The following is a 21,463-nucleotide window of genomic DNA, read 5'->3' as shown; positions in this document are numbered from 1 at the left end:
GGACGGCAAGGCGTTTAACATACGCGACGGTTCGGTTCGGACGGCGCGATCGGCTCACAACAGGACATCGACACTGTGGATGACGAGGCCGACCAGACCGCCGACCAGCGTCCCGTTGATGCGGATATACTGAAGATCGCGTCCCACCGCATTTTCCAACCGGCTGGTAATCGTGCGGGCATCCCAGCCGCGTACGGTTTCCGATACCAGCCGGACGATGCCGTCGCCATAGTCCGCAGCGACGCCGACGATCGCGCGCCGGACGAAGCGGTTGATCGTGCGGGACAGGCGCGGGTCCTGCGTCAGCGTCTGTCCCAGCTGGCGCAGCATGTCGCCCAATTGTCCGGCCATCGCGCTTTCCGGATCGCGCGCAATGCGCAGCAGCCCGGCGCGGGCCGATTCCCACAGGCCGTCCAGCCAACGCTGCATCGCCGGATTGGCGATCATCTCGACCTTCATCGCCTCGACCCGGGCCTGCATGACGGGATCGAACTGAAGATCCCAGGCGAGGCGATCCAGCCCCTCCTCCGCCTTCAGCCGCAGCGGATGTTGCGGATCATCGGCCATGTCGGCGATCAGCTTGTCGAGGCCGGCGATCAGCTTGTCCGCTACGGTTTCGTCTAGTCCTGTCCAGCGCAGGATCGATCCGGCGCGATCGTGCACCATCTGGCGGATGAGATGTTCGTTGGCAGCCAATGCCTTCGATCCCCAGCGGATCGCACCGTCGAGCAGCGGGGCATGGCGCTGTTCGGCGAGCGCCGCCTTCATCATCCGGCCGAGAATCGGCGCGACCTCCGTCTCGCGCAGGCGGGCGGCGATGCCGGCCTTGACCATCCCGCCGAGGCGTTGCGGGTCGAGGCCTTCGAGAACCTGCGCGACCAGTTTCGATGCGCCCTGGCGGAAGCGACCGCCGGCGCCCTCCGGCGGGTCGGTCAGCCAGCGGGCGATCGCCGTGGCGACATCGACGCGGCGCATCCGGCGGCTGATGACGGCGGGCTGGAGGAAGTTGGCACGCAGGAATTGCGCGAGCGTGTCGCCGATCCGGTCCTTGTTACGCGGCACGATCGCGGTGTGCGGGATCGGCAGACCGAGCGGATGCCGGAACAGCGCGGTCACCGCGAACCAGTCGGCAAGGCCGCCGACCATCGCCGCCTCGCTGAATGCCTGGAGGAAGCCGACCCAGGAATGGAGTGGTGCAAAGTGGCGGCTGACGAGGAACGTCGCGGCCATGACGATCAGCAGCGCACCCGCAACCCGCCGCATCCGCACGAGTGCGGGCGGGGCCGCCTCTGTGCTGCTGGCGCGGGGGATTGGTGTCATCGACGAAACAATCCCTGAAAACGGGGGAAGTTCAAGTGGCGGCGACGAAAGGGGTGTTGCGGCTCCGTGTCGTCATGCCCGCCAAGGCGGGAATCCATAGGGCCGGCGTGCAGACCCTTCGCTGGCATCGTGATTATGGATCGCCGCGTTCGCGGGGATGACGATCCCCCTTCCCCGGTCGTCCTGGCGTTCGCCGGGACGACCGGGGGGAAGGACGCGCCCCCGCCCCGCATCATTCCGCCGGCTGTTCGCCCTCGCCGTAGCCGATGCGTCCCGGTGCGGGTGCGATCGCCGGCTGATCCGGGCCGGCGATGCCGACCACGGTGCTGCCGTCGTCGCCGGGACGATAGGTCAGCAGGCGACGGCCGAGCCGCGGTCCGACGTAGCGTTCGACCCCGACCGCTAGGCTGAAGGCCGCCGGCACGATCACCAGCGTCAGCAGCGTCGACAGGATCAGCCCGCCGATCACGACGATGCCCATCGGCGCGCGCCACGAACCGTCGCTGCCGATCGAAGCGGCGGTGGGGATCATGCCGGCGACCATCGCGACCGTGGTCATGACGATCGGCTGGGCGCGCTTGTGCCCGGCATCGATGATCGCGGTAAGCGTGTCGACGCCCTTGTTCATCTCCTCCAGCGCGAAGTCGATCAGCAGGATCGAATTCTTGGCGACGATGCCGAGCAGCATCAGCAGGCCGATGAACACCGGCAGCGACAGGGGATTGCCCGTTGCCCATAGCGCGATCAGCCCGCCCAGCGGCGCGAGCAGCAGCGAGGCCATGTTGACGAACGGCGGCAGCGCGCGACGATACAGCAGCACCAGCACCGCGAAGACGAGGAAGGTGCCCGCGACGACCGCGACGACGAAGTTCTGCAACATCTCCGCCTGCCACTTGGCCTGGCCCAGCGTCAGCTTGTTCACGCCGATCGGCAGGTTCTGCATGACCGGCAGCATGTCGATCTGCTTCTGCGCGATGCCGGACACGACGCCGGATGCGAGGTCGGCGCCGACGGCGATGCGGCGCTGCTGGTTGACGCGGTCGATCTGAGTCGGGCCGGAGCCGAGCGAGATGTCGGCGATCAGAGACAGCGGCACCGATCCGCCCGACTGGGTGGAGACGGGCAGGTTCTGGATCGTCGACAATTCGGTCCGCGCGCCTTGGTCGAGCGCGACGCGGATCGGCACCTGACGATCCGACAGCGAGAAGCGGGCCGAATTCTGGTCGATGTCGCCCAGCGTGGCGATACGGATCGCGCTGGACAGCGCCTGCGTCGTCACGCCGAGGCTGGCGGCGAGATCGAAGCGCGGACGGATGACGATCTCCGGCCGCTGGAGGTTGCCCGAGATGCGCGGCTGGGTGAGCGTCGGCAGGCGCGACATCTGTTCGACCAGCGTGGTCGCGGTCTTCTGCAGCAGTTCCGGATCGTCGCCGCCGAGGACGACGGTCATGTCACGACCCGAAGATCCCCAGCCGAATTGCGAGCGGAAACCGACGCGGGCATCGGCGAACTTGGCGAGCTCGGGCGCGAGATTGCGTTCGAATTCGGTGCTGGTGACCTTGCGATCGTCCTTCAGGGTGGCGGTGACGCGGCCGTTGCCGACGCCGGTGCGGGCGTAGACCGACTGCACCTCCGGCTGGCGGCGGAGCAGGTCGCTGACGCGGGTGACGACGGCGTCGGTCTGGGCGAGGGTGGTGCCGGGCACCATCTCGATCGTCGCGGTCGAATTGTCGCTATCCTCGGATGGCGAGAATTGCATCGGCACCGCGCCGAACATCAGGATCGTCGCGACGAAGGTGAGGAAGCCGAAACCCATCACCCACATGCGGTGATCGCGCCAGCGGCTCGAAAAGCGATGGAAGCCGCCGCGCGCCGCGCTCGCCTTTTGCCGGGTGCTGTCGAGCGTCCAGCGCAGCACGCGCATGTAGACGTCCATCAGCTTGCCCTCGCCGTGGCTGGCGTGGCCGAAGGATTTGAGGAAATAGGCGGCGATCATCGGCGTGATGAGGCGCGCGACGGCGAGGCTCATCAGCACCGACACAACGACGGTGAGGCCGAAGTTCTGGAAATACTGGCCCGAGATGCCGGGCATCAGGCTGACCGGCATGAACACCGCGACGATCGACATGGTGGTGGCGAGCACGGCAAGGCCGATCTCGTCCGCGGCGTCGATCGAGGCCTGATAGGCGGATTTGCCCATCCGCATGTGCCGGACGATGTTCTCGATCTCCACGATCGCGTCGTCGACCAGCACGCCCGCGACCAGGCTGAGGCCGAGCAGCGTCATCTGGTTGAGGTTGAAGCCGAGCAGCTCCATGAACCAGAAGGTCGGGATCGCAGACAAGGGGATCGCGAGCGCCGAGATCAGCGTCGCGCGCCAGTCGCGCAGGAACAGCAGCACGACGAGCACCGCGAGCACCGCGCCCTCGATCATGGCATGGATGGCGGATTCGTACTGCGCCTCGGTATATTTGACGCTGTTCGAGCGGAGGATGAAGTGAACGTTCGGGTTGCGCTTCTCCAGCGCCTCCAGCTTCTTGACCGCTTCGTTGAAGACGGTGACGTCCGATGCGCCCTTGGCGCGCTGGAAATCGAAGCTGATCGCCTGACGCCCGTCGACCGCGGCGCGGCTGCGCTGTTCGGCGTACAGATCGCGGACGGTGGCGATGTCCCCCAGACGGATGGTGCGGCCGCCGCCGACGTTGAGCAGCGTGTCCGACAGCTGGTTGGCGTTTCTGGCATTGCCGAGCACGCGGACCGACTGTTCGGACCCGGCGATCTCGGCACGCCCGCCCGCGGCGTTGAGGTTGATCTGGCGGAGCTGCTGGTTGACCTGAGACGCGGTGAGGCCCTGGCTTTGCAGCTTGAGCGGATCGAGGATGACCCGGATTTCGCGGCTGACGCCGCCGTTGCGGTTGACCGCGGCCATGCCGGGCACCGACAGCAATTCCTTCGACACGGTGTTGTCGATGTACCAGCTGAGCTGCTCCACCGTCATGTCGCTGGCGATCGCCGAATAGCTGGCAAGATCGTTATCGGTGGTGTCGGCGCGGAAGATCTGCGGTTCGAGGATGCCGTCAGGCAGGTCGCTGCGAATCTGGGCGATCTTGTCGCGGGTGTCGTTGACCGCGCGGTCGATCGAGGTGCCGATCGCGAGCTGGACGACGGTCTGCGACTGGCCTTCGGTCACCGTCGAGTTGATCTCGTCGATACCCTGGAGCGATCGCACCGCCGCTTCGACGCGGTTGGTGACCTGATTTTCAAGTTCGGTCGGCGCCGCGCCAGGCTGGCTGATGACGACGATGACGATCGGGAAATCGATGTCCGGATCGTTGTTCACGTCCATCCGCATGAAGCTGACGATGCCCGCCAGCGTCAGCGCGAAGAACAGGACGAGCGGCGGGACCGGGTTGCGGATCGCCCAGGCGGAGATGTTGCGAAAGCTCATGTCAGCTCGCCTTCTGTACGACCGGCTTCACCTTCTGGCCCGGCGCGAGGAACCCGCCGGCCGAGCGCACGACGCGTTCGGTGCCGTCGAGGCCCGACATCACCGTGACGCCGGCATCGGAGACCTGGCCGATCTTGATGTTGCGGCGTTCGACCTTATCGTCCTTGCCGATGACATACACGAAGCTGCCCTTTTCGTCGCTCTGCAAGGCGCTGTCGGGGAGCAGCGGCGCAACCGCGGCGCCGCCGACGATCGTCGCGGCGGCGAACCCGCCCGGGCGCAGCGCAGGATCGTAGCGCAATGCGATGCGCGCGACGCCCTGCCGCGTCTGCGCGTCGATGATCGGCGCGACCTGCCAGACCTCTCCGGTGAAGACGCGGTCGCTGCCGACCGGCGTCACCTGAGCGCGGGCGCCGGGGCGCAGCGTCGCAAGATCCGCCTCGGCGAGTTGCGCGCGCATCTCGATCTGCCCACCCTGCGCCATGCGGAACAGGACGCCGGTGCCCGAGCTGACGATCTGGCCCGGCTCGGCGCCACGCGTCAGGACCAGCCCGGCGGCGGGCGCGCGGATGTCCAGCCGGCCGTTTCGGGCATTCGCCTCTCGCAGACCGGCGGCGGCGACCTGCACGCGGGCGGCGGCGGCGTCGCGGGTGGCGGCCTTGCGCTGGAGATCGGCTTTCGAGATGAAGCCGCGATCGACGAGCTGCTGGGCGCGGTCCAGCTCCGCCTGCGCGATCGTCTGGTCGGAGCGGGCGACGTTCACCTGTGCCGCGAGCGACTGCGCGGTTTGCTGCTGCACCGACCGGTCGACGGTGGCGAGCACCTGTCCCGCATTGACCCACTGGCCCGGCTCGACGAGCACACGGGTAATCATGCCGCCCTCGCCGGCGACACCGACCGGCATCTCGCGGCGCGCGGCGAGCGTGCCGGTTGCGGACAATGTGCGATCGACGGTCTTGCGGCCGGGAACGACGACGGTAACCGTCGGCATCTGTTCGGTCTTTTGCCCGGCGTTGGGGTCCACCTTCTTGCGGCCGAACATCGCCCATGCGGCGACGGCGAGCAGAACGACGACGATCAGCGTGATGACGATCGTGCGGCCGCGGCGCGACGGTGCAGGCTCACCCGGCAACGCCAGCCGCTCCTCGTGCCCGATCGAACCCTGATAGTCGTTCATGCCTGTCCCATCCCCGTCCGGCCATCATGGCCACCGCATACCGCAGCTGTATTATATGAATATATCACCACGCTCAAGCCCCCGCCGGCGCGACCGCTGTGCCATGCCCGAAAGCGCCCGTCTTCGCAACGATTTCACCCGTTCAGCTGAGGTTTCGTCGCAGCGCGGCAGACGACCGTCTCGCACTGAGGCGACGGGAGATACGATAGTGAAGGGTTCGATGGCTTTCGGGGCAGCGCTGGCGACGGTGATGGTCCCTGCCGCGGCGGCTGCGCAGACCGCGCCGCAGACGGTCGAGCCGCTGATACCGGCGCAGGGCACGATCCTGGACGTCAGCGCCGAAGGGCGGACGACGCGCGTGCCCGACATCGCGACGATCCGCGCCGGCGTGGTGTCACAGGCGTCGACCGCGGCGGCGGCACTCGCGGACAATGCCCAGCGGATGGCGCGGGTGCTGGCCGCCCTGAAGCGTGGGGGCATCGCCACCCGCGACATCGCGACCGCCAACGTCGGGCTCAGCCCGCAATATCGCTATACCGACGGGCAGCCGCCCGCCCTCACCGGCTATCAGGCGACCAATACCGTCAGCGTCCGCTTCCGCGACGTCGCGAAAGCCGGTGGTGTGCTCGATACGCTGGTCGCACAGGGTGCGAACCAGATCGACGGCCCCAACCTGTCGATCGACAAGCCCGACGCCGCGCTGGACGAAGCGCGGACCGACGCGGTGAAGCAGGCCCGCACGCGAGCCGATCTATACGCAGCCGCGGCGGGGATGAAGGTCGTCCGGGTGATCTCGATCGCCGAGGCCGGGCAGAACGCGGGCGGCCCGACGCCGCCGGTGCTGTTCCGGGTACAGCGCGCCGCCGATGCACAGACGTCGATCGCACCGGGCGAACAGGACGTCACCGTGACGCTGTCGGTCCGTTTCCTGCTGCAATGACGAAAAAGGCCGCCCGGTTGCCCGGGCGGCCTTTCCACGTTCGCGTGACGAAGCGAAAGTCCGTCGTGGTTAGCGGACGCTGCCGCGACGCACCAGGTTGACGATCGCCAGCAGGACGATCGCGCCCAGCAGCGACACCAGGAACGAGGTAATGTTCAGCGGTGCATTGTTGATCGATCCGCCCGAGATGATCAGCCCGCCGATGAACGCGCCGACGATGCCGACGATGATGTTCAGGAAGATGCCCTGCTGCGCATCGGTGCGCATGATGATGCTGGCCAGCCAGCCGATGACACCACCGATGATCAGCCAAAGAATGATACCCATAAGTCCCTCCGTTACGCCCGGCGTGGGCTCTGTGCGGAAAGACTCATGAGGGCCGGATAATGTTCCGCACGCGTTTCGTTTTTGCGACGTGCGGAACCGGGTGTTCTCAATACTTTTGCTGGCGTTCGTAGAGGGATTTGTAATGCTGGATGCGGGTGACGCGCAGGCCCGGCATGCCCGACCGGTCGATCGCCCGCTGCCAGCCGGCGAATTCCTCGACCGTCAGGCCGTAGCGGGCACAGACCTCGTCCACGCTCAGCAGTCCGCCGTTGACCGCGGCGACCACCTCCGCCTTGCGTCGCACCACCCACCGCGTCGTCGATGGCGGCGGCAGCGAGTCCAGCGTCAGCGACTCGCCGAGCGGACCGATGACTTTGGCGGGACGGATTTTCTGGTTCTCGATCATTACTCAACCTCGATCGGGGCGGGGGGCCCCCTCTCAAACGCGATACTGGTCCCTAGCGAGCGGTCTTGAAGATCGCCTGAAACGCCACGGTAAACGGCGCATTCATTCCTCACTTCGTCGGGTTCCGCTCCAACGCGCGAGCATCGCCGCCATCGGGCCGTTGAAGGCACCATCCAGCGGCTGCAGCAACCGGGACGGATCGCCCAGGCGGCCGAACCGTGCCTGCGCGACGGCGGTCGGAGACGCCGTCTGCCGCGCGGCGATCCCGACCATGAGCACCGCCAGATCGCCCGGAAGCTGGGTGACTTCCGAATTCCTGTCGAAGCCGGGGAAGCTGAGATCCAATGCTCGATTACTCGTGTTACGCGTTCGGGAACCCGGGCTTAGGGGACAGGCGGTGAAGGCGGGGTAAAGCCCGACGCAAGTTTATGTGAACCTTCATTACCTTACCGTTCCACCACGGGTGTCGCTTTGCGGTTCCACGTCGGAACGCCTATGTGGCCGGGCATGGACGATGTGGATTTTCAGCTGGGTGGCGACCTCGCCTCGAAGCGGATCGTGGTGGCGATGTCGGGCGGCGTCGACAGTTCGGTCGTCGCTGCGCTGGCGGCGCGTACCGGGGCCGAGACGATCGGCGTGACGCTGCAATTGTACGATCATGGCGAGGCGACGGGCCGCGCCGGCAGTTGCTGCGCCGGCCGCGACATCCGCGACGCGCGTGCGGTATGCGACCGGCTGGGGATCGCGCATTACGTCTTCGATCACGAGACCCGCTTCAAGGAGACGGTGGTCGACACCTTCGCCGACGAATATCTTGCCGGCCGCACGCCGATCCCCTGCGTACAATGCAACACCGGGCCGAAGTTCACCGATCTGCTGGCGCTGGCACGCGACCTGGGGGCGGATTGTCTGGCGACGGGTCATTACGTGCAGCGGGTGATCGGGCCGGCGGGCGCGGAGCTGCATCGCGGTGCCGATCCCGCGCGCGACCAGAGCTATTTTCTGTTCGCGACGACGCAGGCGCAGGTCGACTATCTGCGCTTCCCGCTCGGTGCGCTACCCAAGCCGCGGGTGCGCGAGATCGCCGCCGAACTGGGTCTGGGTGTCGCGGCGAAGCCCGACAGTCAGGACATCTGCTTCGTCCCCGACGGCGATTATGCCGGTCTGGTGCGCAAGCTGCGCCCGGAGGTGGATACCGCGGGCGATATCGTCGACCTGTCCGGCGCGAAGCTCGGCACGCATCGCGGCATCATCCACTTCACTGTCGGCCAGCGCCGCGGGCTGGAGATCGGCGGCACGCCCGAACCCCTGTACGTGGTGCGGGTCGATGCGGCCGCGCGGCAGGTGGTGGTCGGGCCGCGCGCGGCGCTGGCGGTAGGGGCGGCACGGATCACCGGGCTCAACTGGATCGGTGGCGACCATGACGGGCCGGTCACCGCCAAGGTGCGATCGATGGCGAGGCCGGTGGCGGCACGGCTGGATGGCGACCGGCTGTCGTTCGATGCACCCGAATATGGCGTCGCGCCGGGTCAGGCGGCGGTGCTGTATGCGGGAACACGCGTGCTCGGCGGCGGCTGGATCGCGGCGACCGAGGCGGCGATGGTGGCGGAAGCGGCGTGACCGTCTCCATCGAGGCGTTGCGACTGGAGATGGAAGCCGCCGCCGCGGCACTCGATTTCGAAACGGCGGGGCGGTTGCGCGACCGGATCAGCCTGTTGCGCGGCGGCGGCGAGGATGTCGACCCGGCGGGGCTGGAGCGGCAGCGGCCGGGCGCGATGGGCCTGGGAACGAGCCAGTCGCGCGTCGTGCCGCCCGAAGGCTGGGTGAAGCCGGTGAAGCCCGACCCGATGACGAAGGGCCGTGGGCGGTAGAGAAACGCGGGGTTCCCGGCATGATGGTGGTGTGGGTGATGTGCAGGATGCCCCTTACGGCAGCAGGAACGTCCCTTCAATCACCGTCACGCAGGCGCCACCCAGGATCACGCGGTCGCCTTCCAGCGCGCAGGTGAGCAGGCCACCGCGCTTGCTGGCCTGAAAGGCGGTGAACCGGTCCTTGCCGAGCTTTTCCGCCCAATAAGGCACCGCGACGGCATGCGCGGCACCGGTCACCGGGTCTTCGGAAATGTCGAAATAGGGTGTGAAGGCGCGGCTGACGATGTCGGTGCGCTCGCCCCGCGCGGTGACGATCGCGACGATCGGCCCCGCGTCCATCAGTGCACGATCGTCCGGCCGGGCGGCGCGCACCGCGGCTTCATCGGCGACGACGACCAGCGCATAGCCCTTGTCCTGCCACAGCGTCTCGACCGCCTCGACGCCGAGCGCGGCGACGATCGCGTCGAGCGGTCGGGGCGATGGCCCCCACGCCGGCAGCGCCATGCGATAGCGGTCGCCTTCGCGCGAGACCTGCAGGATACCAGCCTGCCGCGTCCGGAAGCGCACCGTCGTCCGGTCGTCGTCGGACGACAGCACGAAGTGACCGCTCGCCAGCGTCGCATGGCCGCACAGCGCGACTTCCGCCGCGGGGGTAAACCAGCGCAACTCGAAATCCGCATCGTCATCCGCGCCGCCGTTGCCCGCGATCGGGACGATGAAAGCGGTTTCGCTGAGGTTGTTCTCGGACGCGATGTTCTGGAGCACGGCGTCGTCGAGCCATGCCGACAGCGGCATCACCGCCGCCGGATTGCCGCCGAAAGCACTCTCGGCGAAAGCATCGATCTGGGCGAACGGGATTCTCATAGGCGCTTTCCGAACCAATGGGGGGTGACGTCGGCCTCGACCAGCGGATTGTCGGTGTCGACATGCCCCTCGGGATCGAGGTGGATCAGCACCTCGACCTTGGGAAAGGTCTGGCGGAGGTTGAATTCGACCGATTCGACGATGTCGTGCGCGGCGCCGACCGTCAGGTTGCGGTCGACCTCCATGTGGAATTGCGCGAAATCGTGGCTGCCCGACCGGCGCGTGCGGAAATCGTGGATGCCCTTCAGTCCCGGCTGGCGGGCAGCGACGTCGAGAAAGGCATTGCGCTGATCCTCCGGCCATTCCTTGTCCATCAGCTGGTCGATCGCGTTGGACGACGCCTGGAACGCACCCCAGGCCAGCCAGAGCGCGATGGCGATGCCGAGGATCGGGTCCGCCTTGTGAAACCCGAGATACTGGTCGAGCACCAGCGCGACGATCACCGATCCGTTGAGCAGCACGTCGGACTGGTAATGGATGTTGTCGGCCATGATCGCGACGGAGCCGGTCTGCCGGATGATGCTGCGCTGGTACCAGAGCAGGACCGCCGTGGCGACGATCGCGACGACCGATACGGTGATGCCGAAATCCGCCGATGCGGTCGGGCCGTTCTGGCCCAGCGCATCGATCGCGCGCCATGCGATGGCGGCGGCCGACGCGGTGATGAGCGCGACCTGGAACAACGCCGCCAGCGCCTCCGCCTTGCCATGGCCGAAGCGGTGGTCGTGATCGGCCGGCGTCGCGGCGAGGCGGACGCCGTACAGGGTGACGAGGCTGGCGAGGAGATCGAGCGCGGTATCGGCGAGGCTGCCGAGCATCGCGACCGATCCGGTCTGCCATGCCGCGAAGCTCTTCAACGCCAGCAGGAAACACGCCATCGCCACGCTGGCGAGCGCGGCGCGCGTCGCAAGTGGCAGGAACCGACGCTGTTCGTCACGCGTCACGGGAACAGCAGCCCCTCGCTCCAGTCGCTGCCGGAACGGGTGAAGACGCGGCGTTCGTGCAGGCGATGCGCACGATCCTGCCAGAATTCGATCACCCGTGGCGTGACGCGATAGCCGCCCCAATGCGGCGGCCGCGGGACGTCCCCGCCCTCGAACCGCTCCGTCATTTCGGCAAAGCGCGCCTCGAACGTTTCCCGGTCGGCGAGCGGGCGCGACTGGTCGGACGCCCATGCGCCGAGCTGCGAATCCCGGCCGCGGCTGGCGAAATAGGCATCGGATTCGGCATCGGTGGCGAGCGTTACGGGGCCTTCGATACGTATCTGTCGACGCAGCGATTTCCAATGAAACAGCAGTGCCGCCTTCGGAACCGCGGCGAGGTCCGCCGCCTTGCGCCCTTCGCGGTTGGTGTAGAACACGAATCCGTCGGGGCCGTGCCCCTTCAGCAGCACCATACGTACGGAAGGCTGCCCCTCCGCATCGACGGTGGCGAGCGCCATCGCATTGGGATCGTTCGGTTCGCTGTCCCGCGCATCAGCGTACCAGCTGTCGAACAGAGCGAAGGGATCGTCGGCCATAGCGGCTCTCTAGCGCATGTCGGCGATCGGGGGAAAGGGAGCTGGGGCCTTCCAGTCGAAGAGGTCGCCTGCCCCCCTGCGTCATGGGCTACGCCGCGCCACCTCCCCCCCGCGGGGGAGGACTTCAGTTGTCGCGGAACGACTCTTTCGCCCGCGAATTGAATCGCTTCCGCAACGGAAAGACACCGACACATGGCCGCACGTGCGTATTGGCAAGGACAGATCCGGCTCGCGCTGGTGTCGATTCCGGTCGAAATCTACTCCGCGACCAAGAGCGGCGCGGCGGTGGCGTTCAAGCAGATCCACGAGCCGACCGGCAAACCGATCCATTACGAGAAGATCGTCACCGGTGTCGGTCCCGTCGACACCGACGAGATCATGAAGGGCTATGAGGTGTCGAAGGGCGAGTTCGTGCTGCTGGAGCAGGACGAGATCGACGCGGTGAAGCTGGAATCGAAGAAGACGCTGGAGTTGACCCAATTCGTCGACGCGAGCGAGATCGACGTGCTCTATTACGAGAAGCCGTATTTCGTCGTGCCCGCCGACGATCTGGCCGAGGAGGCGTTCATCGTGCTGCGCGAGGCGTTGCGGCGGACGAAGAAGGTCGGCCTGGGGCAACTCGCCATGCGCGGGCGGGAATATGTCGTCAGCCTGAAACCATGCGGACGCGGGATGGTGCTGGAAACGCTTCGTTATGCCGACGAGGTCAACAAGGCGCAGAGTTATTTTCGCGAGATACCGGACCAGAAGCCGGATGCCGAGCTGCTCGATCTGGCCGAGGCACTGATCGACAAGAAAACCGCGACCTTCGACCCGCAGGAGTTCCACGACCGCTACGTCGATGCGCTGAAGGACCTCGTCGAGCGCAAGCGGAAGGCGAAGGGCGGCAAGTTGATCGAGGCCGCGGACGATAGCGGCACCAAGTCCGGCAGCAACGTCGTCGATCTGATGGCGGCGTTGAAGAAGTCGATGGAAAAATCCGGCGGGACCGCCGCGCAGAAGGCCCCTGCGAAGAAGGCCCCCGCCAAGCGCGCACCGGCGAAAAAGCGTGCCTGAGGCCGACCCGCTCGAACGCTACAACGCCAAGCGCGACTTTGCGAAGACTGCGGAGCCCGCCGGTACTTTGGCGCCGGGCCACGGCAACAGCTTCATGGTCCAGAAGCATGACGCGACCCGGCTGCACTGGGATTTCCGGCTGGAAATCGACGGCGTCCTGAAAAGCTGGGCGGTGACGCGCGGGCCGAGCCTGGATCCCGACGAAAAGCGGCTGGCGGTGCGGACCGAGGATCATCCGCTGTCCTATGCGACGTTCGAGGGGACGATTCCCGCCGGGGAATATGGCGGCGGAACGGTGATGCTGTGGGACCGCGGAACATGGGCCCCGATCGCGGGCAAATCCGCCAGGGATCTGGACAAGGGACATCTGCACTTCACGCTCGATGGGGAGCGGATGAAGGGAGAATGGCTGCTGATCCGGCTGAAACCGCGCGCGAAGGAGAAGCGGGAGAACTGGCTGCTCCGCAAGATCAACGACGCTTATGCCGGCGGCACCGACACATTGGTCGAAGGGGCGCTGACCAGCGTCGCCACCGGTCGGACGATGGCGGACATCGCCGAGGGGAAGACCGCGACCGCAAAGGCGCCGGCCGGCAAACCGGCCCGCAAGCCGGCACCTGCGGCGAAGCCGCGGAAGGGCAGGTCCGGCGCTAGCAAGCCATTGCCCGCGTTTCGCGAACCGCAGCTCTGCACCCTCGTCGACAGCGTCCCTGCCGGCACCGGATGGCTGCACGAGGTGAAATACGATGGCTATCGCGCCCTCGTCGCGATCGGCGATGGCAAGGCCAAGGTCCATACCCGCAGCGGCCTCGACTGGACGGACAAGTTCGCCGCGATCGCCGATGCCGCCGCCGCCCTGCCGGTGCAGTCCGCGCTGATCGATGGCGAAATCGTCGCGTACAAGGACGGCCACCCGGATTTTTCGACGCTGAAGGATGCGATCGCCAACGCCGGCGACATGACCCTGTTCGCGTTCGACCTGCTGGAGCTGAACGGCGAGGATTTGACCCCCCTCACCACCGTCGAGCGCAAGGATCGACTGCGTGGAATCGTGGAGAATGGCGAACGCATCCAGTTCGCCGAACACGTGCTTGGTTCGGGCGAGGAATTGTTCGAGACGATGTGCCGCGAGGGGCTGGAAGGCGTCGTGTCGAAACGCGCCGACGCGCCGTATGCCGGTGCACGCAACAGGACGTGGCTGAAGGCCAAGTGCATCCAGCGGCAGGAATTCGTCATCGTCGGCTGGACGCCGTCGGACAAGAACCGCGGGTTCAGGTCGCTGCTGCTCGGGCTGCGCGAAGCGGACGGGTTTCGCTATGCCGGCAAGGTCGGCACGGGGTTCGACCAGGATCTGATGAACGACCTGAAGAACCGGATGACGACGCTGTCGGTCGCGAAGCCGTCGGTCGATGCGGCCAGCCTGAAGACGCACAAGGCCGCCCTGCGCGGGGCGAAGTGGATCAGGCCGGAACTCGTCGCCGAAATCGCCTTTGCCGAGGTGACGCCCGACAAGGTGCTACGCCATTCGAGCTTCGTCGGCCTGCGCGGCGACAAGACGGCGGATCAGGTGGTCGCCGAGGTGCCCGAACCCGCCCCCGCCGCCGCGCCGCAGGTGCTTATCAAGGTGAGCAGCCGAGACCGGGTGATCTTTCCGGAGAGCAAGGTCACCAAGGGTGAACTGGCGGACTATTACGCGCAGCTGTCGCCGATCATGCTGCCGTGGGCGGGGCGGCGACCGATCAGTCTGGTCCGCTGTCCACAGGGCCGTGGCAAGGCATGCTTCTTCCAGAAGCACGACGCCGGCAGCTTCGGCGACACCGTCCACCACATCGACGTGCGGGAGAAGGACGGGTCGACCCAGCCCTATCTGTACGTCGACGATGCCGATGGCCTGGTCGCCTGCGTCCAGATGGGGACGATCGAATTCCACGGCTGGGGATCGCGGATCGACGCGCTGGAACAGCCCGACCGGCTGGTGATCGACCTGGATCCCGATGAAGGACTCGACTTCGCCGACACCAGGCGCGCGGCGGAGCATGTGTCGGCGCAACTGGCCGAGCTGGGGCTGGTGAGCTTTCCCCTGCTGTCGGGCGGCAAGGGCGTGCATGTCGTGGTGCCGCTGACCCCGCAGGCGGAATGGCCGGCAGTGAAGGACTTCGCCGATCGCTTCGCACGGGCGCTGGCGGCGGCGGAGCCGGACCGGTTCGTCGCGGTGATGACCAAGGCCAAGCGCAAGGGCAAGATCTTCATCGACTACCTGCGCAACCAGCGCGGCAGCACCGCGATCATGCCCTATTCGGCGCGCGCACGGGCCGGCGCTCCGGTCGCGGCGCCGGTGTCGTGGACCGAGTTGCGCGACATCGACACCGCGGCGCGCTGGGGCGTGCGGGATGCCGCGGAGCTGCTGGATCGCGCCACGTCGCGGGCGCTGGCGGGATGGGGCGTGGCGGATCAGGTGCTGCCGGATTTGTGATCGTTATTCCTACCCTGTCATGGGGAGGTGCTGCGTTCACGGGAGCGTGACGGAGGGGAGGCAAGCTGCGAGCCCGGTCGCTTGCGGAAGCGCCCCCTCCACCATTCGCTTCGCGAACGGTTCCCCTCCCCCGCTAAAGCGAGGGAGGAATTAAAGAAGGTTGGCTGGTCCACGTTCCTCCCCCGCGAGGGAGGAGTGGAAAGCGCGGACGTCCACCCGCTTCCCCGTTTTGTGTTGCTTCGCAGCACGCAAGCGAACACGGTGAGCGCGGGCTTCATGGGGTGACACGCTAGAGCGATGGCGACGCAGGCTGCGCCCTTATTCGATGCGACGACGCATGCACGGCGATGGATCGCCGATTATTGCGCGCGATCCACCGCTGGCGACGTGTTGTGCGGCAGCGACGATCCCGCCTGGACCGCGATGTTCGAAGAACTGGCGACCGTCGCTTCCGACGATCTCGACCATGTCCGCGAGCGGGTGCGCCGGCATGCCGCCGACATCGGCATGGGGTTCCGGATGATCGGCGAGGCGGACGAGCGGCCATGGCCCGTCTCCCCCGTGCCGCTGCTGATCGATGCGGAGGAATGGGCGCAGATCAGCCGCGGCGTCGTCCAGCGTGCCGAATTGATGGAGACGGTGATCGCCGATCTCTATGGCCCCGGTCGCCTCGTCGAGCGGGGGCTGATCCCTGCCGCGCTGGTGACCGGCAGCCCCTATTTCCTGCGGCCGATGGTCGGGCTGGAGCCGCCGGGCGGCAAACACCTGCATTTCATCGCGATCGACCTGGGTCGCGGCCCCACCGGCGAATGGCGCGTGCTTGCCGACCATCTACGCGCGCCCGCCGGCGCCGGCTATGCGCTGGAGAACCGGCTGGCGGTCAGCCGCACGCTCGGCGGTCTTCAGGGGCGGATCAACGTGCAGCGGCACGCACCGTTCTTCGCCGCCTTTCGCGCGGGGATCGCGGCGATGTGCCGGCGTACCGATCCGCGCATCGGGCTGCTGACACCCGGGCGGTTCAATCCGAGCTATCCCGAACAGGCGCATCTGGCGCGCTATCTCGGTTTGCTGCTGGTCGAAGGTGCAGACTTGGCCGCGCTGGAGAACCAGGTCTACGTCCGCACCATCGGCGGGCTGAAGCGCATCGATGCGCTGTGGCGGCGGGTCGATCCACGCATGCTCGATCCACTGGCGTTCGATTCGCATTCGCAGATCGGTGTGCCGGGGCTGATCGACGCCTATGCCGCGGGCAACGTGGTGCTGTCGAACGCGCCCGGTGCGGGCGTGCTGGAGGCGCCGGCGTTCGGCGCGTTCCTGCCGCAACTCGCGACCCGGCTGATGGGCGAAAGCCTGCACCTGCCCAATATCGCGACCTGGTGGTGCGGCCAGTCGTCGGAGCTGGCGCGCGTCGAGGAGGATCTCGACCGGATGCTGATCGGATCGGCGTTCGGGCCGGTGCCGCTCGGCCTGCCGGGCGGGCGCACGGTGCACGGCGGCGAACTCGATGCGGGTCAGCGGGCGCAGCTGCTCGCCGACATGACCCGCCGGCCGCAGGATTACGTCGGGCAGGAGATCGTGCGCCTTTCGACGATGCCGGTCGTCATCGACGACGCGCTGGTGCCACGGCCGTTCACGCTGCGTGTGTTCGCGGCACGCGATGCGAGCGGCGGCTGGACGGTGATGCCCGGCGGCTTTGCGCGGATCGGCGAAGCGACCGACCCGCGCGCCAGCGTGCTCGGCGAGGGGACATGGTCGGCGGACGTCTGCATCCACGGTGTCGATACGGTCGAACCGGTGTCGCTGCTACCGGCGCCCGATTCGCACCACGTCCGTCGCAATCCGGGAACGCTGCCGAGCCGCGTGGCCGACAATTTCTACTGGCTCGGTCGTTATCTGGAACGGGGTGAGGCGTTGCTCGCCGCGATCCGCGTCATGCTCGGCAATTCGATCGATGCGGACGGCGGCGCGGCGCTGTCGTCGGCGACGGTCGGGAAGCTCGTCGGGCTGATCGCCGGCGGCGGGGCGGCGGCGCACCCGCCATCGCTCAAGCGCGGCGACCTGACCGCGTTCGCGCGTCAGGCGATGGAGGACGAAGGCTGGCATTCGGTCGCCACGATCAACCGCCTCGCGCGCGGGATCGGCGAGGGGTCGCGCGACCGGCTGTCGGCGGACATGGTGCGGCTGCTCGAGGCGCCCTTCCCCACCCATCGCGGCATGCTCGATCGCGCCGGGTCGCTGCAACGCCGCTATGTCGCGATCGCCGGTCTGTCGGCGGAGCATATGGGGCGGACGGCGGCGTGGCGGTTCCACGACCTGGGCCGACGGATCGAGCGGGCGATGGCGATGACGCGGGCGTTGCGGTTGTTCGGCATGCCGGGGGCGACGCTGGACGACCTGTCCACCCTGCTCGACCTCGCCGACAGCCAGATCAGCTATCGCCAGCGTTATATGACGGGGCTTGCGCGCATACCGGTGGTCGATCTGGTCGCGCTCGATCCGGGCAACCCACGCTCCCTCGCCTATCAGGCGGAGCGGATCGGCGAACGGCTGCGTGACCTGCCCGTGTTGAGCGACGACGGTATGCCCGAACCACAGCAGGCGCATGGCCGCGCGCTGGCGGCGGCGCTGTCGATGACGACGGCGGCGGCGCTGGAGCCGGATGCGCTCGGCGATCTGGAGCGGCGGCTGGCGCAATTGTCGGAAAGCGTGGCACGCCGCTATTTCCTGCAGGGCGCGGAACCGCTCCGCGCCGGGGGGCTGACGTTAGCGTGACCGGCGACATGCTCTACGATATCCGGCACATCACCCGGTTCGACTATGGCGGCAACGTTAAGTTCGCCCGCTGCAACCTGCGGCTGAAGCCGATCGACTGGCCCGGGCAGACGCTGGAGGATTACGCGCTGACCGTCGAGCCGGTCGGGCGCGTCAGCCCTGCGCGGGCGGAGGCGGGACTCGCCAACGTCACCCGGCTGGTAATCGACACGCCGGTGCGCAGCCTGACGATCGAAAGCCGATCGCGGATGCGGGTCGACCGGCTGGTGCCGGTGCCGGACGCGAGCGATTTCAGCCTGCGCGACGTGGCGGCGATGGCGCGGACGAGCCGCGACCTGTCGGCGGCGAGCCCGGCTAATTATCTGTTTCCGTCACCTCTGATCCCGCTCGACCATGCCATCGCCGATTATTGCGCGGCCGATCTCGACCCGGATCGCGGCAGTCTGGAAGCGGGCATTGCGCTCGCGCGCCGTATACAGGACGATTTCACCTTCGACGCGACCGCGACCCTGGTCGACACGCCGCCGCACGAGGCATTCCTGAAGCGCAAGGGCGTGTGCCAGGATTTCGCGCAGATCATGATCACCGGCCTGCGCGCGGCCGGGCTGCCGGCGGCATATGCGAGTGGCTACATCCGCACGATCCCGCCGGAGGGGCAGCCGCGGCTGGTCGGCGCGGATGCGACGCATGCGTGGGTGCTGCTGTGGTGCGGGCCGGTGAAGGGCTGGGTCGGGTTGGACCCCACCAACGGCATCTGGATGGCGGGCGACCATATCGTCATGGCTGTCGGGCGCGACTATGCCGAGATCGCGCCGGTGGATGGCGTGGTGCTGGGATCGCAGGCACAGAACATGGACGTCAGCGTGGACGTCGCACCGTTGATCGAGGCTTAAGCGACCGTCCTGCGCCTGCCGTCACCCTTTCGCCGCCTTTGGCGTCTTTTCCCTCTCCCGACGGGAGAGGGAAGGGCCCCACCGCGCCAGCGGTGGGAAGGGTGAGGACGACGTCCCTATTTCGTCACCGCATTCTCGTTCCCCACGTCGTCATCCGTCCCGTTATCTCCGGTGCCGGAATATTCGACATGGCTTTGTCCGCCGTGGCCCATGAAGCCGCCGCCGACGTCGTCCTGCTTGCCCTTGCCGGTGTGCGGATTGGGATAAGCCCCGCCGTTGCTCTCGCTGTCGCTCTTGCCGGACGGGTTGGTCACGCCATCGTCCGCGCCCTGCTTCGCATCGTTCTCGGGCATCGCCTGCATCGGTTGCTTGTCGGTCATGATCGCATCTCCTTGTGCGACCCAAACGACCCAACCCGAGATTGCGTTGCGCGACGCCCTCCCCCACATAGGCGCATAATACACCAACGGGGAACCAATGGCCGATCCATATCAGACCTTGGGCGTCGCCCGCGGCGCGTCCGAGGCGGACATCAAGAAAGCGTATCGCAAGCTTGCAAAAGAGCTGCACCCCGATCGCAACAAGGACAATCCGAAGGCGTCGGAGAAATTCAGCCAGGTCACCAACGCCTATGACCTGCTGAACGACAAGGACAAGCGCGCCCGCTTCGACCGCGGCGAGATCGACGGCGACGGCAACCCCGCCTCGCCGTTCGGCTATGGCGGCGGCGCGCGGCCGGGAGGTGGTGGTCGCGCCGGTGGCCCCGGCGGCGGGTTCAGCAGTGCAGGATTCGAATTCGGCGGCGGCGGCAGTGCCGGCGATCCCGACATGAGCGACATCTTCGAAGGCCTGTTCGGCGGCGGCCGATCGCGCGGCGGCGGATTTTCCAGCGGTTTTGGCCGGCAGCCGCAGCCAAAGGGCGCCAACGTCACCTATCGCCTGCAGGTGCCCTTCGTCGACGCGGCTATGCTCAGCCCACAGCGCGTCACGCTGGGTGACGGCAAGACGATCGATCTGAAGCTGCCCGCGGGGGTCGAGACCGGCACCCAGATGAAGCTGGGCGGCAAGGGCGAACAGGGTCCGGGCGGGGCCGGCGATGCGATCGTGTCGATCGAGGTGCAGGGCCACCGCTTCTTCACCCGCGAAGGCGACGACGTGCGGCTCGACCTGCCGATCACGCTCGGCGAGGCGGTGGCCGGCGGCGCAGTGCGCGTGCCGACGGTCGACAAGGCGGTGATGCTCACCATCCCCAAAGGAACGACGTCGGGCAAGACCCTGCGCCTGAAGGGCAAGGGGTTCCACAAGAAGGATGGCAGTCGCGGCGACCAGCTGGTGACGCTGGTGATCGACGTGCCTGCAGACGATGCGGCGCTGCAACAGTTCGTAGCGGGCTGGACCGACCCACGGAACCCTCGCGCGGCGATGGGCGTCTGAACGTCCACGTGACCGATACCGCTGCCCTGACCCCCGAAGACCGTGCGCATCAGCGCCATGGTGCCCGCCATCAACTCGCCAAGCTGAAGCCCGGCCCCGCAGCGTGGGAGGTGACCAAGCGTTCCGCGCTCGGCGTGTTCAACGATGGTTTCATCCACGCCGGAAACCTCGCCTATCTGGCGTTGATGACGGTGTTCCCGTTCTTCATCACCGCGGCAGCGGTGCTGTCGCTGCTCGGCCAGAGCGAGGAGACGCAGCGTGCCGTCGCCTCGTTCCTCCACGTGTTGCCGCCCAATGTCGCGGACATCCTGCGCAAGCCGATCGCCGATGTGCTGGTCGCGCGAACGGGATCGTTGCTGTGGCTGGGCGGTCTGGTGGGACTATGGACGGTCGGCAGTTTCGTCGAGACGATCCGCGATATCTTCCACCGTGCCTATGGCGTGAAGGCGACCGCACCGTTCTGGCGATCGCGTCTGTCATCATCCGGCGTCATCATCCTGTCGGTGATCATCGCGCTGATGAGCTTTCTGATCCAGGGTATCCTGACCGCCACGGAACAGTTCATCTATCGCCTGTTGCCGTTCGCGGAAGGCGTCGCGGGCTGGGTCGGGCTGTCGCGGATCATTCCGGGACTGGTGATGTATGGCGCGTTGTATCTGCTATTCTATTCGGTGACGCCGTCCAAATATCGTTACACCGACTGTGCGAAATGGCCGGGTGCGCTGTTCACGGCCGGATGGTGGATCAGCATGACCGCGTTGTTGCCCAAGGTGCTCGCGCAGCTCGGCGGCTACGACCTAACCTATGGTAGTCTCGCCGGTGTAGTCGTGATGCTATTGTTCTTCTATCTAATCGGATTGGGTCTGGTGTTCGGCGCCCATCTCAATGCGGCACTGGCGGAACCGCCGGAACCGACGCTACAGGGGAGCGCGACCAAGATGGAGGCGAAGACGGCGTGACGGG

The 21,463-nt window shown here is 67.1% G+C and carries 19 protein-coding genes; 9 read left to right on the top strand and 10 right to left on the bottom strand.

Annotated elements, in window-relative coordinates; genetic code table 11:
- Positions 1-54: 54 nt before the first annotated feature.
- From NF699_13790 to NF699_13780, 3 genes are all read right to left on the bottom strand, one after another.
- On the bottom strand, positions 55-1,320 hold the full coding sequence (locus NF699_13790; protein ID USU04114.1) for a DUF445 domain-containing protein: 1,266 nt from the start codon (positions 1,318-1,320) through the stop codon (positions 55-57).
- 232 nt (positions 1,321-1,552) lie between these two features.
- Positions 1,553-4,768, bottom strand: coding sequence for an efflux RND transporter permease subunit (locus tag NF699_13785; GenBank protein USU04113.1), 3,216 nt, complete (start codon positions 4,766-4,768; stop codon positions 1,553-1,555).
- A gap of 1 nt (position 4,769) precedes the next feature.
- Positions 4,770-5,945 (bottom strand): efflux RND transporter periplasmic adaptor subunit, encoded by a 1,176-nt coding sequence (locus tag NF699_13780; protein ID USU04112.1) that lies wholly within the window; start codon positions 5,943-5,945, stop codon positions 4,770-4,772.
- Positions 5,946-6,165: 220 nt separating this feature from the next.
- Between NF699_13780 and NF699_13775 the strand changes: the two genes are divergently transcribed.
- The gene (locus NF699_13775) at positions 6,166-6,885 is read left to right on the top strand and encodes an SIMPL domain-containing protein (protein USU04111.1); all 720 of its coding nucleotides are present in this window, start codon (positions 6,166-6,168) and stop codon (positions 6,883-6,885) included.
- Between the two features lie 69 nt (positions 6,886-6,954).
- Here the strand turns inward: NF699_13775 and NF699_13770 are convergent, their stop codons facing one another.
- The 3 genes from NF699_13770 to NF699_13760 form a co-directional block, all read right to left on the bottom strand.
- Entirely contained in the window at positions 6,955-7,212 is a 258-nt protein-coding gene (locus NF699_13770; GenBank protein USU04110.1) for a GlsB/YeaQ/YmgE family stress response membrane protein, read from the bottom strand.
- A gap of 106 nt (positions 7,213-7,318) precedes the next feature.
- Positions 7,319-7,618 (bottom strand): DUF1153 domain-containing protein, encoded by a 300-nt coding sequence (locus tag NF699_13765; GenBank protein USU04109.1) that lies wholly within the window; start codon positions 7,616-7,618, stop codon positions 7,319-7,321.
- Between the two features lie 102 nt (positions 7,619-7,720).
- Complete coding sequence (locus NF699_13760) at positions 7,721-7,963, bottom strand: hypothetical protein (protein USU04108.1); 243 nt, start codon at positions 7,961-7,963, stop codon at positions 7,721-7,723.
- A 162-nt stretch (positions 7,964-8,125) separates the two neighbouring features.
- On the opposite strand from NF699_13760, the gene mnmA reads away from it, so the two are divergent.
- Both mnmA and NF699_13750 read left to right on the top strand, forming a co-directional pair.
- Positions 8,126-9,238, top strand: a complete 1,113-nt coding sequence (gene mnmA, locus NF699_13755) for a tRNA 2-thiouridine(34) synthase MnmA (protein ID USU04107.1) — start codon at positions 8,126-8,128, stop codon at positions 9,236-9,238.
- A gap of 29 nt (positions 9,239-9,267) precedes the next feature.
- Entirely contained in the window at positions 9,268-9,489 is a 222-nt protein-coding gene (locus NF699_13750; protein ID USU07100.1) for a UvrB/UvrC motif-containing protein, read from the top strand.
- 54 nt (positions 9,490-9,543) lie between these two features.
- On the opposite strand, the gene NF699_13745 is transcribed toward NF699_13750, so the two are convergent.
- The 3 genes from NF699_13745 to pdxH are packed head-to-tail and all read right to left on the bottom strand — an operon-like array spanning position 9,544 to position 11,872.
- On the bottom strand, positions 9,544-10,353 hold the full coding sequence (locus tag NF699_13745; GenBank protein USU04106.1) for a PhzF family phenazine biosynthesis protein: 810 nt from the start codon (positions 10,351-10,353) through the stop codon (positions 9,544-9,546).
- Entirely contained in the window at positions 10,350-11,297 is a 948-nt protein-coding gene (locus tag NF699_13740; GenBank protein USU04105.1) for a cation diffusion facilitator family transporter, read from the bottom strand. The genes NF699_13745 and NF699_13740 overlap by 4 nt, the downstream gene beginning before the upstream one ends.
- A complete protein-coding gene (gene pdxH, locus NF699_13735; protein ID USU04104.1) occupies positions 11,294-11,872 on the bottom strand; it encodes a pyridoxamine 5'-phosphate oxidase in 579 nt (192 codons plus the stop codon). The genes NF699_13740 and pdxH overlap by 4 nt, the downstream gene beginning before the upstream one ends.
- A 192-nt stretch (positions 11,873-12,064) precedes the next feature.
- On the opposite strand from pdxH, the gene NF699_13730 reads away from it, so the two are divergent.
- From NF699_13730 to NF699_13715, 4 genes are all read left to right on the top strand, one after another.
- Positions 12,065-12,928, top strand: coding sequence for a Ku protein (locus NF699_13730; GenBank protein ID USU04103.1), 864 nt, complete (start codon positions 12,065-12,067; stop codon positions 12,926-12,928).
- Positions 12,921-15,401, top strand: coding sequence for a DNA ligase D (gene ligD / locus NF699_13725; GenBank protein USU04102.1), 2,481 nt, complete (start codon positions 12,921-12,923; stop codon positions 15,399-15,401). The genes NF699_13730 and ligD overlap by 8 nt, the downstream gene beginning before the upstream one ends.
- A 297-nt stretch (positions 15,402-15,698) precedes the next feature.
- On the top strand, positions 15,699-18,173 hold the full coding sequence (locus NF699_13720; GenBank protein ID USU04101.1) for a circularly permuted type 2 ATP-grasp protein: 2,475 nt from the start codon (positions 15,699-15,701) through the stop codon (positions 18,171-18,173).
- An 8-nt stretch (positions 18,174-18,181) separates the two neighbouring features.
- Positions 18,182-19,066 (top strand): transglutaminase family protein, encoded by an 885-nt coding sequence (locus NF699_13715; protein USU07099.1) that lies wholly within the window; start codon positions 18,182-18,184, stop codon positions 19,064-19,066.
- Between the two features lie 116 nt (positions 19,067-19,182).
- Here the strand turns inward: NF699_13715 and NF699_13710 are convergent, their stop codons facing one another.
- Positions 19,183-19,446 (bottom strand): hypothetical protein, encoded by a 264-nt coding sequence (locus NF699_13710; GenBank protein ID USU04100.1) that lies wholly within the window; start codon positions 19,444-19,446, stop codon positions 19,183-19,185.
- Positions 19,447-19,543: 97 nt separating this feature from the next.
- On the opposite strand from NF699_13710, the gene NF699_13705 reads away from it, so the two are divergent.
- Both NF699_13705 and NF699_13700 read left to right on the top strand, forming a co-directional pair.
- A complete protein-coding gene (locus NF699_13705; protein ID USU04099.1) occupies positions 19,544-20,500 on the top strand; it encodes a DnaJ domain-containing protein in 957 nt (318 codons plus the stop codon).
- 8 nt (positions 20,501-20,508) lie between these two features.
- On the top strand, positions 20,509-21,459 hold the full coding sequence (locus NF699_13700; GenBank protein USU04098.1) for a YihY/virulence factor BrkB family protein: 951 nt from the start codon (positions 20,509-20,511) through the stop codon (positions 21,457-21,459).
- The last annotated feature ends 4 nt before the right edge of the window (positions 21,460-21,463 follow it).

It is taken from the genome of Sphingomonadaceae bacterium OTU29LAMAA1 (genome assembly GCA_024072375.1).
In the GTDB taxonomy this organism is placed as follows: domain Bacteria; phylum Pseudomonadota; class Alphaproteobacteria; order Sphingomonadales; family Sphingomonadaceae; genus Sphingomonas.
This window is presented reverse-complemented; position numbering and strand designations above follow the sequence as displayed.